The organism is Streptomyces sp. NPDC056161 (genome assembly GCF_042268025.1).
Classification (GTDB): domain Bacteria; phylum Actinomycetota; class Actinomycetes; order Streptomycetales; family Streptomycetaceae; genus Streptomyces.
In genome coordinates, this window is record NZ_JBHJUV010000024.1 from 49,215 (window position 1) to 61,426 (window position 12,212).

At 73.6% G+C, this 12,212-nt stretch carries 11 protein-coding genes; 3 read left to right on the plus strand and 8 right to left on the minus strand.

Annotation, left to right across the window (positions count from 1 at the left end; all coding sequences use genetic code 11):
* Positions 1-150: 150 nt before the first annotated feature.
* The 7 genes from ACFC09_RS22860 to ACFC09_RS22890 all read right to left on the minus strand — a co-directional run bounded on the left by ACFC09_RS22860 (position 151) and on the right by ACFC09_RS22890 (position 6,919).
* Positions 151-1,167: an asparaginase gene (locus tag ACFC09_RS22860; RefSeq protein ID WP_376531253.1), complete on the minus strand. Its 1,017-nt coding sequence runs from the start codon at positions 1,165-1,167 to the stop codon at positions 151-153.
* 284 nt (positions 1,168-1,451) lie between these two features.
* Complete coding sequence (locus tag ACFC09_RS22865; RefSeq protein WP_376531255.1) at positions 1,452-1,721, minus strand: hypothetical protein; 270 nt, start codon at positions 1,719-1,721, stop codon at positions 1,452-1,454.
* A gap of 111 nt (positions 1,722-1,832) precedes the next feature.
* Positions 1,833-2,669 carry an undecaprenyl-diphosphate phosphatase gene (locus ACFC09_RS22870; RefSeq protein ID WP_376531257.1) on the minus strand — a complete coding sequence of 279 codons (837 nt, stop codon included), beginning with the start codon at positions 2,667-2,669 and terminating at the stop codon, positions 1,833-1,835.
* Positions 2,670-3,035: 366 nt separating this feature from the next.
* Positions 3,036-3,323: an ArsR family transcriptional regulator gene (locus ACFC09_RS22875; protein WP_376531259.1), complete on the minus strand. Its 288-nt coding sequence runs from the start codon at positions 3,321-3,323 to the stop codon at positions 3,036-3,038.
* Positions 3,324-3,647: 324 nt separating this feature from the next.
* A complete protein-coding gene (locus ACFC09_RS22880; RefSeq protein WP_376531261.1) occupies positions 3,648-5,114 on the minus strand; it encodes an MFS transporter in 1,467 nt (488 codons plus the stop codon).
* 153 nt (positions 5,115-5,267) lie between these two features.
* On the minus strand, positions 5,268-5,933 hold the full coding sequence (locus tag ACFC09_RS22885; RefSeq protein WP_376531459.1) for a response regulator: 666 nt from the start codon (positions 5,931-5,933) through the stop codon (positions 5,268-5,270).
* Between the two features lie 113 nt (positions 5,934-6,046).
* A complete protein-coding gene (locus ACFC09_RS22890) occupies positions 6,047-6,919 on the minus strand; it encodes a sensor histidine kinase (protein WP_376531263.1) in 873 nt (290 codons plus the stop codon).
* A 139-nt stretch (positions 6,920-7,058) separates the two neighbouring features.
* On the opposite strand from ACFC09_RS22890, the gene ACFC09_RS22895 reads away from it, so the two are divergent.
* From ACFC09_RS22895 to ACFC09_RS22905, 3 genes are all read left to right on the plus strand, one after another.
* On the plus strand, positions 7,059-7,766 hold the full coding sequence (locus tag ACFC09_RS22895; RefSeq protein WP_376531266.1) for an ABC transporter ATP-binding protein: 708 nt from the start codon (positions 7,059-7,061) through the stop codon (positions 7,764-7,766).
* A complete protein-coding gene (locus ACFC09_RS22900; RefSeq protein ID WP_376531269.1) occupies positions 7,763-10,069 on the plus strand; it encodes an FtsX-like permease family protein in 2,307 nt (768 codons plus the stop codon). The genes ACFC09_RS22895 and ACFC09_RS22900 overlap by 4 nt, the downstream gene beginning before the upstream one ends.
* Positions 10,070-10,308: 239 nt before the next feature.
* On the plus strand, positions 10,309-10,707 hold the full coding sequence (locus ACFC09_RS22905) for a MarR family winged helix-turn-helix transcriptional regulator (RefSeq protein ID WP_376531271.1): 399 nt from the start codon (positions 10,309-10,311) through the stop codon (positions 10,705-10,707).
* On the opposite strand, the gene pqqB is transcribed toward ACFC09_RS22905, so the two are convergent.
* Positions 10,619-11,731, minus strand: a complete 1,113-nt coding sequence (pqqB, locus tag ACFC09_RS22910; protein WP_376531274.1) for a pyrroloquinoline quinone biosynthesis protein PqqB — start codon at positions 11,729-11,731, stop codon at positions 10,619-10,621. The genes ACFC09_RS22905 and pqqB overlap by 89 nt on opposite strands.
* Positions 11,732-12,212 lie beyond the last annotated feature (481 nt).

Genomic DNA, 12,212 nt, shown 5'->3' on the forward strand with positions numbered 1-12,212 from the left:
CCGGGTGGCCGGAAGGCGACGCGCCACTCACCGGCGAGAGACCTGCTCGTGACCGGCGTGTAACCAGCCTGCACGGCGCACGCCGGTCCGCACCCGGACCGCCCGGTGAGCGGGGTGGGAGCCGAGGGCCGCCGGTCACGGCACCACGGGTCAGGCGCAGGCGGTCACCGGGCGGGGATCGAGCGGGGGCACCGGGCGTATGCAGCCGACCGGCTCTCCGCCGCCGAGCAGTGACTCGCCCGCGAACTCGGTGAGCAGCGCGGGGTCGACCCCGGCGCGGGCCAGCGCGGCCGCGGCGACCGGGATCCGGGCCCGGGACGCGCCGTCGGCGATCTTGACGGCGATCGCGCGTCCGTCGGGCAGCGCGGCGGCCTCGACCCCCTCGAACCCGTCCTTGGCGAGCAGACCGGGCACGGCCCGCATCAGCGCGGCCACGTCCCGGTCGGCCCCGGACGCCATCTCGGGGTGCGCGCGCAGCGCGTCGGCGACGCGCGCCTCGGGCGTGCCGGGTGCGGCGGTGACGATCCGGGCGACGGCACGGGCCAGGCCGTGCAGGGAGACGGCGAAGAGCGGGGCGCCGCAGCCGTCCACCGTGACCCGGGCGACACGCTGCCCGGTGAGGTCCTCGACGGTCTCGGCGATCGCCCGCTGGAGCGGGTGGGCCGGGTCGAGACAGTCCGTCAGGGACCAGCCGTTGAGCCGGGCGGTGCTGAGCATCGCCGCGTGCTTGCCGGAACAGTTCTGGGCGAGCCGCGAGGGCCCGCGGCCCGCACGGACCCAGGCGTCGCGCACGGCGGGGTCGAACGGCATGTCGGGCACGTTGCGCAGGTCCTCCTCGCCCAGGCCGGCCAGGTCGAGGATCCGCCGGACCCCGGCGAGATGGCACTCCTCGCCGGAGTGGCTGGCGGCGGCGAGCGACAGCAGGTCGCCGTCGAGCGGCAGCCCGGCCCGCACCATGGCCACGGCCTGGACGGGTTTGAGGGCCGAGCGCGGGTAGAACGCGGCCTCGGTGTCGCCGAGTCGGAACGCGGCCTCGCCGTCGGCGCCGAGCACGACGACGGAACCGTGGTGGACGCCCTCGATCACCCCGCCGCGTACGAGGTGGGCGACGGGGGCGTGGAGGGGGGCGCGGACGACGGGCGCGTCCGCGGGAGAGCTGCTGTCCATCACTACCTGCTCATGGGTGAGTCGGGAGGGACCGGCACAGGGTTCGCACGCCGGTTCCGGTGGGTGACGCGCCAGAGCGGCCGGGGCACCGGCCCGCCCGCCGGCGCTGCGACGGCCGGCGACGGGCACGGCACTGTGGTGCGTGCGGCGCCGCCGCCGTCGGCGTACGTGAGGACCGGGGACGGCGGCGGGGAAGGCCGGCGTCACGAGTACGGTCCGCAGGAGCGGGGCCGTCGGCGGTCCGGGGGGCGAGCGGTGTGCCGCGCCTTCGGGGTTCCGCACGCTCACGCCCCGACGACGAAGGTGCCCTTGGCGGTCCGGGTGACCGTCAGGCCCGTCGTCCGCGGTGCCCGCGGGTCCGTGCGGAGCACGGGCCGGGAGGCGTCGAGCCTGCGGCACGGCTCCGCCGCCGAGAGCAGCCTGTCGCCTGTCGCACGGGCGGCGCGCTCGATGACGCAGCGCTCGACGGCACCGCGGAGGTGGCCGGGGGCCGCTTCCGTCGCGCCGGCACGCCGCGGGCCCGGACCATCGGTCCGGCTGTCCGACAGGTTCACGGAGCGATGTTCCGGGTGAGCGGTGGACGGTGTCAAGACCGGCCGGGCGAGCGCAGCGAAGGGCGTGGAGCCCGCAGTACCGGCTTCACGCCCCCGTCCGCGCCGTGGGTGTCAGCCGTTCAGCGCTCCCGCGCCGAGCAGCCCGAACAGCACCACGCCGATGACGATCCGGTAGATCACGAAGGCGTTGAAGGAGTGCCGGGCGACGAACTTCAGCAGCCAGGCGATGGAGGCGTAGGCGACGACGAAGGAGACCAGCGTGCCGACCGCGAGGGGGGCGGCGCCCACGCCCGCGCCCAGGGCGTCCTTCAGCTCGTAGAGGCCGGCGCCGGTCAGGGCCGGGATGCCGAGGAAGAAGGACAGCCGGGTGGCGGCGACCCGGTCCAGGTCGAGGATGAGCGCGGTGGACATGGTGGCGCCGGAGCGGGAGAAGCCGGGAAAGAGCAGGGCGAGGATCTGCGAGCAGCCGACCAGCATCGCGTCCTTGAAGGAGGTGTCGTCCTCGCCGCGTTTGTGCCGGCCCATCTGGTCGGCGGCCCACATGACGCCGCTGCCGACGATCAGCGAGCCGGCGACCACCCACAGCGAGCCGAGCGCGCCGTCGATCAGCGGCTTGGCGGCCAGGCCCACGATGACGATCGGGATGGTCGAGTAGATGACCCACCAGGCGAACTTGTAGTCGTGGTGCACCCGCTCCTCACGGTTGCGCAGGCCGCGGCCCCAGGCGGAGACGATCCGCACGATGTCCTTGAAGAAGTACACGAGCACGGCGGCGATGGCGCCGACCTGGATGACGGCGGAGAACCCGACGACCGACTGGTCGTCGACCGGGATGTTCATGAGCCCCTCGGTGATCTTGAGGTGGCCGGTGGAGGACACGGGGAGGAACTCGGTCACCCCCTCGACGACTCCGAGGACGGCGGCCTGACCGACGGAGATGGCGCTCATGGGATCCAGTTCTGAGGAGTTGGTCGACAGTGCTGTAGACAGTCTTACTACGCCCGGACAGCCCGCAGGTACCGGCGCCCGGACGACGGCCGCGACCGCCGACGGCCCCGGACCGGGGAACCCGGCGCGTGCCCGCGAGGACACCGGAGGAAGAACGAGGAGGAACCGGGTCACACCCCGACCACACCGTACGGTCGGTCCGGACGGCCGGGCGCCGCACCGGCCCCTTCGGCGCGGCGGCACTGGCGGACTCACAACAATTTCTTACCTTTTATGCCCGTATTGTTCGAGTTTGCACTGTCGTTGAGGTTGGCCGGGCCGGCGCACCGCCCCGATCGGCCATGGCCGGTCGGCGTGTCCGCCCGGCTACCAGCCCTCCTCGAACAGTCGGGACACCTCGGCGATGCGGGCCTCGTCACGTCGGTAATAAGTGCGGTGCCGGATCCGCTTGGTGCGCAGCAGGCCGGTCCGGGCCAGGAGACGGAGATGGTTCTCGGCGACGCGGCGGGTCACGCCGAGCCTGGCGGCGACGGCCCGCGCCGGGACGCCGTCCACGGCCGGATCCACGCGGCGCCCACGCGGAAAGTGGGCAGCCGGGTCCTTCAGCCAAGCGAGGATCTCCAGGCGCGTCCTGCCCGCGGGAGTCCTCAGCACCTCGTCACCTCCACCGGGGCCGCCCTCGTGCCCCGGCCTCCCACTGTCCCGCAGCCGGCCCGGCCGCGTCCGGGACTCGTCGGCCCTTGTCCGGGACCCAACGGCCGTGCGGCCGAAGGCCGTGCGGTGCCCTCGTCCCGGGCCGACCGCGCCCACCGGTCCGGCCCCGTACGAGGAGCGGTACGCGCCGAGCGCACCCGGCGGTCGAGGAGGAGACCGTGCGCCGCCGGGCACGGCGACGGGGGCAGCGGCAGACCGCAAGGGGTACGCGGCCACAACCGGGGATACGGCCGCCGCCCTCGCGGCGCCGCGAGGGCGGAGCGCCTACGCCTCGGCGGCCGGGATGCGCTCGCGCAGGAAGGCGTAGAGGACGACGGCGACGGCCATCACCCCGGCCGCGGTGAACACACCCGGCGCCCAGCTGCCCGTGGCGTCGTACAGCACGCCGCCGACGACCGGGCTGGCCACCGCGCCGACCTCGGCCACCAGGTTGAACACGCCGAACACCTCACCGCGCCGTTCCTCTCCGGCCAGGTCGCCGAGGATGCTGTGCACGATCGGCTGGAGCGCGTTGAAGAACAACCCGGAGACGAACAGGATCAGGCCGAGCAGCAGCATGGACGGCCGCCCCGCCGCGATGCTGAACCCGAACGCCACGGCCAGCACCGTGTGCACGCTCGCGCAGACGATGGCCAGCGGCTTGCGCCCCTTGCCCCGCCTGGCCCGCCGGTCGGCGATCCAGCCGCCCACCGGGAAGCCGATGATGCCGGCGCCGGCGTTGAACGCGGCGGTCAGCGCGGAGGCGGTGAGCGTGCTGTGCGCCGCCTGGGCGACGATCTGCACCGACCAGAACGAGAAGAACCACAGGTTCCACATCACCGCGATGAACGACAGGTAGATCAGCCACACATTGCCGTTGAGCACCTCGCGGGCAAGGCCCCGGCGGGCGATGCCGCGCACCACGTACGCGATCACGGCCGCGGCGAGGACGCCGGAACCGATGGCCGTGAGCCAGTCGGGCCAGCCGAAGCCGTCCGCGAGCAGGAACAGCCCGGTGATCGCGGCCGCAGCGGGCAGCGCATAGCCGAGCAGGTGGAGCGCCGGCCGCAGCAGGCGCAGCGGGCGGTCACCGCGGGCGCGGAAGAACAGCCAGGTGGCACAGGCGACCACCAGGGAGGCGAGACCGAAGACGAACAGCGGCACCCGCCAGGCGTCCTTGCCCAGGCCCAGCGATCCGGTGCCCCAGTCGAGCAGGTGCGGGGTGGCCAGCACGGCCGCCGTCAGACCGATCGACAGACCGGACAGCACCACGCCCAGGCCCAGGGTGCGGCGCTTCTCGGGCGTGGTGGCGATCACCAGCACGCGGTCGTTGGAGTAGAAGACGCCTTCGCCGAGCCCGGTCAGGACCCTGGCGACGACGAAGGCGATCAGGCCGCTCACCAGTCCGGAGACGAGTGTGAGCAGACCCGCCCACAGCAGGGAGAGGACGAGCATCTCGCGTCGGCCGAAACGGTCGCCCAGGCGTCCGCCCGCGTACTGGGTGAGCACATAGCCGGTGAAGAACATCGAGCCGATCAAGCCACCGAGGGTGGCCGGATGCGAGGCACCGCCGATCAGACCGGCCTTGTTCTCGATCATCCAGGCCACGACGGGGCCGGTGACCGAGCGGTCCGCGTAGCTCACCAGCCAGCCGAACAGCAGGAAGACCCACAGGTGCTGGTACTTGCCGGAGAACAGCGGCCGTTGGGCCGCCTCGGCGTGCGCGGGTCCGGCGGACATGGTGCTGCGCATGGCGTCCCCCTTGACGCTGCGTGGTGGGCAATGCGTTCCAGAAAGCGCTTGCCAATCTGAACCCGCCTGCGGCGAAGATCAAGCCTTGACATCCGACCCACACCGGGGTAACGGCACCGGCCGGGGAATCGGCGGGCGGGCCGGCCGGCTCGTTCACCGTTCGCCCGGTCTGACCAGGCCCGTCTCATAGGCGAGGACGACGGCCTGGGCACGGTCGCGCAGGCCCAGCTTGGCGAAGATCCGGGCCACATGGGACTTGACCGTGGCTTCGCTCAACGTCAGCTCGGCCGCCAGCTCCGTGTTGGACCGGCCGTGGCCCATCAGGGTCAGCACCTCCCGCTCGCGCGGCGTCAGGGCGGCGAGGTCGGCGTGCACGTCGGGCGACCGGCCGCTCTCCGCGGCGTAGCGCTCCACCAGCCGCCGGGTGATGGACGGCGCCAGCAGGGCGTCACCCGTGTCGACCAGGCGCACGGCCGCCGCCAGGTGCGCCGGGGTGACGTCCTTCAGCAGGAAGCCGCTGGCCCCGAGCGACAGGGCCGTGTACACGTACCGGTCCAGATCGAAGGTGGTCAGGATCAGCACCCGGCAGCCCGGCACCTGCCCCAGGATCCGCCGGGTCGCCTCCAGACCGTCCATGACCGGCATCCGGATGTCCATCAGCACCACGTCCGGCCGCAGGTCACGGGCCGCGGCCACGGCCTCCGCCCCGTCCGCGGCCTCCCCCACCACCTCGATGCCCCGTGCGGTGAGGATCAGCCGGAAGCCGGTCCTGATCAGGGTCTGGTCGTCGGCGACGAGCACCCGCGGCACCGACGGCAGCCCGGCCGCGGGGACGACCGGGTCTCCCGCCCGCGCGGGACGCACTCCAGGTGGCCTCTCCGCCCCGGCCGGAGAATACGTCTCGGGAGGTCCCCCGGAACGAGCCACCGACGTCATGGGCGGTCCAGGGGGATGCGGGCCCGGACCCGGTAACCCCCGCCCAGTCGACGGCGGGCGTCCAGGTCTCCGCCGTACACCGCGACCCGCTCGCGCAGTCCGAGCAGGCCGCGTCCGGTGCCGTCCCGGCGCCGCGGCGGCGCCGGGTGGGCGGGTGTCGAGCCGGTCAGCACGCTCGGTCCGGTGTTGAGGACCTCCACCCGCAGAGCATGGTCCGCGTACCGCACGGTCACCTCCGCCTTGCCGCCGTCGCCGTGCCGGAGCGCGTTGGTCAACGCCTCCTGGACGATGCGGTAGGCGGTGGCCTCGATGCCCTGCGGCAGCGGGCGCGGGTCGCCGGATATCCGCACCTCGACGGGCAGACCGGCGAACGATATCCGGTCCACCAGCGGGCCCAGCCGGTCCAGTCCGGGCTGTGGGCCCGGCACCGTCTCCGGTCCGTGCCAGCCGGTCGGTTCCAGGCCGTCGTCCGCGCCGACCGCGCCGTCGGTGCCGTCCTGCGAGGGTGCGAGCAGGCCCAGCAGGTGCCGCAGATCGGTCATCGCGCCACGGCCCGCGTCCTCCACGGCCCCGAGAGCGGTGGCGGCCTCGTCCGGCATCGTGCCCAGCACCTCGCGGGCGGCGCCGGCCTGGACGACCATGAGGCTGACGTTGTGGCTGACGATGTCGTGCAACTCGCGGGCGATCCGGTCGCGTTCGGCCGCGACGGCGGCGTGTGCGGCGCTCTCCCGCTCCCGCTCCAGCAGCCAGCCGCGCTCCCCGACGGCAGCCTGCCAGCGGCGCCGGGTGCGCACCAGCGTCACCGCCAGCCACACCACGGCCGCGCACGCCACCCCCAGCGCCGTCGCCCACACGTCCCGTTCCCCCATGCGCCCACTTTCGCAGACGGCTCGGACATCCGCATCGGCCTGTGGATGCAGCGGGCTGCATCTGCGGTATGACACCCCGGCAGGTTGCCGTCCGGGGACGGATGCCCGTGCCGCCGAGGCAGCCCTACCGTCCTTGTCCATGGTCACTGAGGTGGAAACGGGAGAAGCCGTCGTACGGCTCGACGGCGTGCGCAAGGAGTACGGCGAGACGGTCGCCCTGGACGGTGTGTCGCTGCGGATACGGTCCGGGGAGGCGGTCGCGGTGATGGGGCCGTCGGGGTGCGGCAAGTCCACCCTGCTCAACATGATTGCCGGTCTTGACCGCCCTTCGGACGGCTCGGTCCTCGTACACGGCGAGAACGTCGGGGAGTTGGGCGAGAAGGGCCTCGCCCTGTACCGGCGGCGCCGCATCGGCATGATCTTCCAGTTCTTCAACCTCGTCGACGACCTGTCGGCGCTCGACAACGTCGCCCTGGCCGCCCAGTTGACCGGCACCCCGGCCAGGCAGGCCCGCCGCCGCGCCCTGGAGCTGTTCGAGGAACTGGGCATCGCGGACCGCCGCAACGCCTACCCGGCGGTGCTCAGCGGCGGTGAGCGGCAACGGGTCGCCGTGGCCCGGTCGTTGATGAACCGCCCGGCGCTGCTGCTGGCCGACGAGCCGACCGGCGCCCTGGACAGCGCGGCGGGCGAGCAGGTGATGGACCTGCTGATCGACCTCAACCAGATCGGGCAGACCCTGGTGCTGGTCACCCATGACGAACGGCTGGCACGACGCTGCGCGAGCCGGCTGGTGCTGCTCGCCGACGGCCGGGTGACCGGCGAGCACGCCTTGGAGCCTTCCGCATGAGGGCGGTGTGGCGGGCCGCCCGCGCGGCCGTACGCAGGCGCAGGCTCCAGACCCTGCTGATCGGTCTGGTCACGCTGGTGTCGACCGGCGCGACCGTGGTCGCGCTCGGCCTGCTGGACGCGGCGTCCGCCCCGTTCGACCGGGCCTTCGACCAGCAGCGCGGACCGCATGTCGTCGCCGCCTTCGACCCGGCGAAGGTCTCAAACGTCCGGCTGGCCGACGCGGCGCGGCGGCCGGGGGTCACGGCGGCCGGCCCGTTCACACTGGCGACGGTCAGCCTGCCGCGCGGCCACGACAGCTTCGGACTCGGCGGCGAACTCACCGTCGTGGGACGGCCCGGACCGGACGGGCCGGTGGACACGGTGGACCTGTGGGCGGGGCGCTGGGCCGTCCGGCCGGGCGAGGTGGTGGTCAACCGGCGCTCGGACTGGACCGCGGACGACCTGGGCAGGACGCTGCGGGTGCCGTCCGGCCCGGCCCTGACCATCGTGGGGTTCGCCTTCGACCTCAGCGGCACGGCGGACGCCTGGGTCGCCCCCGCCCAGATGCCGGCGCTGCGCCCGACCGCCACCCAGATGCTGTTCCGCTTCCGGGACGCGTCGTCCGAGGACCGGCTCCGCGCCGAACTGGCCACGGTGACCGACCGCCTGCCCGACGGCGCGCTGACCGGATCGCAGTCGTACCTCACCCTCAAGCACCGGATCGGCCGCTCGGCCAGGGCGTACGCGCCGTACCTGATGACCTTCGGCGTCCTGGGTCTCGTGGTGGCGGTGCTGATCGTCGCCCATGTGGTCGGCGGCGCCGTGCTCTCCGGCTTCCGGCACATCGGCATCCTCAAGGCGCTGGGCTTCACCCCGGGGCAGGTGCTGGCGGTGTACCTCGTGATGGTCTCCGTACCCGCGCTGGCGGGCTGTGTGCTGGGCGCGATCGCCGGGAACCTGCTGGCACGCCCCTTCTTCCAGTTCGTGTTCACCGGGCCGGACGCGGGTGTGTTCCACGACGAGGTCGGGGTCGCGCCGTGGGTGAACGTGCTGGCCCTGGCCGGCCTGCCGCTCGTCTGCGTCATCGCCGCGCTCGCCCCGGCGCTGCGGGCCCGCGGGCTGTCGGCGGCGCGGGCGATCAGCGCGGGCAGCGCTCCGCGGGCGGGCCGCGCGCTGGGCCTGCAACGGCGCCTGGCGGGCACCCGGCTGCCCCGGTCGGTGAGCCTCGGGGCGGGGCTGCCGTTCACGCGTCCCGGGCGCAGCGCCCTCACCCTCGCGGCCGTGGTCCTGGGTGTGGCCACGGTGACCTTCGCGACCGGGCTGGCCACGACGATGACCCGGTTCGGGAACGCGGGCCGGGACGCGTACGACGTCACCGTGTACGCGAGCAAGTTCCGCAACGGCCAGGAGGTCCAGCCGGTGCACGCCGATCGCGACCTCCAGGCGCTGCTGGCCTCGTTGCCGGGCGCGAGCCGCGTGACGGCCCGGGGCGACCTGGACGTGGTGATCGCCGGATCGTCCCGGAAGGTCATGCTGGAGGGCCGTCGGGGGGACACGGCGCTCGACGGCGTGCTCACCGAGGGCCGGTGGATGCGGAAGACCGGGGAGGTCGTGGCGGGCTCGGCCTTCCTGCGTCAGAACGGACTGCGCGTCGGGGACCGGCTGCGGCTGCGGAAAGGGGAACGCCAGGAGGAGGTGGCCGTCGTCGGCGAGTTCATGATGGACGACGCGCGGCTGGTCACCGCGGGCTGGCGGACCATGACGGCCCTGGCCCCGGCCGAGAAGCCCATCGCCTACCACGTCAAGTTGCGCGACGGCGCCGATCCGGCCGCCTACGTCCGTGCGGCGCGGGCCGCCGATCCCGGTATCGACCCGGTGCCGAACGGCTCGAACAGCGTCACCGACACCATCGTCGGCTCCGCCGCCGGGCTGACGCTGATGCTCGCCGTGGTCGCCTCTCTCGGTGTCTTCAACACCGTCGTCCTCAACACCCACGACCGGCGCCGCGACCTCGGCATGCTCAAGTCGATCGGCATGACGCCCCGGCAGGTCACGGTGATGACGGTGACCTCCATGGCGGTGCTGGGGGCGATCGGTTCGCTGCTCGGGATCCCGCTGGGCATGGCGGGCTACGACGTGGTGGTGCCGCGGATGGCGGACGCCGTGGACCTCGCGCTCCCCGCGGACATGACGGACGTCTGGCGGGCTCCGGCGCTGACCGCCCTGGCCTTCGCCGGGGTCGTCATCGCGGTGCTCGGCGCGGCCGTACCGGCCCGGCGGGCGGCTCGGCTGAGCGTCGCGGAGGTGCTGCGCGGCGAATGAGCGCGGAGGCAGCACAAGCAGCACAAGCGGCACAGGCAGCGGAAGCAGCAGACGCATCGACGTGGAGTGCCGGGACGCCGGAATGCCGGAATGCCGGAATGCCACGATCGGCTGTGTACGTCGGCAGTGTGTTCACTGGCCCCGTGTTCACCGGCCCCGTGCTCGCCGGTTGCGTGAGGTGCATCAGTGACACTAGTTGCATACTCAACAATTCGCCTGATCGGTGTTACCGTGCGGATATGGCAGTCAAAGCGGCCGAGGCAGGGCTGGAGGATCGCTGGCGGGACATCCTGTCGGTGCACGCGCGCACGATGTGCGAGATCGACCGGGTCCTGCACCCTCACGGCCTGGGCGCGAGCGACTTCGAGGTGCTCGACGTCCTGGCCGCGGAGTCCCCGCGGGAGGGCGACCAGTGCCGGGTGCAGAACCTGGCCGGACGCGTCCATCTCAGCCAGAGCGCGCTGTCCCGGCTGATCGGGCGGCTGGAGAAGGACGGTCTGGTGGTGCGCTCGGTGTGTGCCGAGGACCGGCGCGGTGTGTGGGTCACGCTCACCGGCAAGGGCCGCGACCTGCACGCCGAGGTGCTGCCGCTGCAACGGGCGGTACTGGAGCGGACGCTGTCCGCCCCGGCGGGTTAGCCCCGGGCCCCGGTGTCGGGTCCCCGAGGTTCGTACGAGGGGCGGGGCGCACCGGCACCGCGGTGTCAGGAGCGTCTCCTCCGCCCCGGAGGGCGTGCCAGGCGCCGTCTTCCCCCCGCTCGACGGACCGTGTGCGCCTAGACCACGAACTCGGACCCGTCCGGCAGGACTTCCACCTGCTGGGCGGCGATCCGCGCGCGGGCCGGTGAGTCGGGGTCCAGCAGGGGTTCGTGTCGCCCAGGTTTGTGTAGATCCGGCGGCGGCCGGGGTGACGGGCCAGCCCGGCCAGGCTGCCGTCCGGACCCGACACCGGGAGGTGCCCCGTGGCCGCCCGCCCGGCGCCGGCCCGCGCGGCCGCCTCCGGAGCGGAAGCGTCGAAGTGGGTGCCGTCCAGAAGGACGCAGTCGGCCGAGGCGCACAGGTTCTCCAGCGCGGGACTCCAGGCGCCGACGCGGGGCGCGTACAGCAGGACCCGGCCGGTGACCAGGTCCTCGACGCGGTACGCCGTCACCCACGGGGCGTCCGCCGCCGTACGGGCCGGTACGTATGCCGGGACCTTCGCGGCCAGCGGATGGGCCGTGACCACCAGGCCGCCGGCCAGTACGAAGCCGCCGTCGGCCAGGCTGTCGGCCCACTCCCAGGGGGCGTAGCGGTCGAGTCCGGCGCGGACCGGTGCGAGGACGGCGTGGACGGGCGGGGTCGCGTACACCTTGAGGCCCGTGGCACCGCGGAGCGCGGCCAGGCCGCCGACATGGTCGGCCTCGGCGTCCGTCAGCAGTACCCCCCGCAGCCAGGTGTCGCGCGGACGGGCCCCCGGCCACAGCGCGGGGGTGACGGTGAGCTGGGTCCGTATGTCGGGTGAGGCGTTGAGCAGCCACCAGTCGCGTCCGTTGCCGGTGATCGCGGCGCACTCCTGGGTACGGGACGGCAGCTTGCCGTCCCGGGCTGCGGCGCACAGCGCGCAGGCGCAGCTCCACCGCGGGAAGCCACCGCCGGCGGCGGTGCCCAGCAGGACGACCCTCACGACGCTCCCCCCTCTCGCTCACCCGGTTCTTCGGTGGGATCTTCCCGCCATGACCGGGTGGAGCACGCTTTCCCGGGGAGAAGTTCCGGCCGACCTCACCGCGCCGCCGGGGCCGGTGCCCACCGCGGAACGCGGACAACGGCCGCGCTTTGCGGAGTGCCGAAGTCGTCGCGTGCGCCTACCGTTTGCTCACGGCGCTCGGAGATCGCCGTGGGGATGGGCGGGGTCGGCGCCGCTCATCCTCGTCCGGGCCCGCCCGGGACCGCGCCTGCGCGGCCCGGTCGCCCCCCACCTCGGCCACACCACGCCGCGAAGCGACGGACCGTACCGGATGCCCGGTCGGCGACGGCCCTGCGGTCCGGAGCACGTCCTGTATCGGCCGTTCCACCATGGAAACCGTCGAGCGGGGGAGCGTGGGTGGCACGGGGGGTGGTGCGGATGCAGTTCTCGGGGGCGTGTGCCTCGCCCGCCGTCGGAGTTC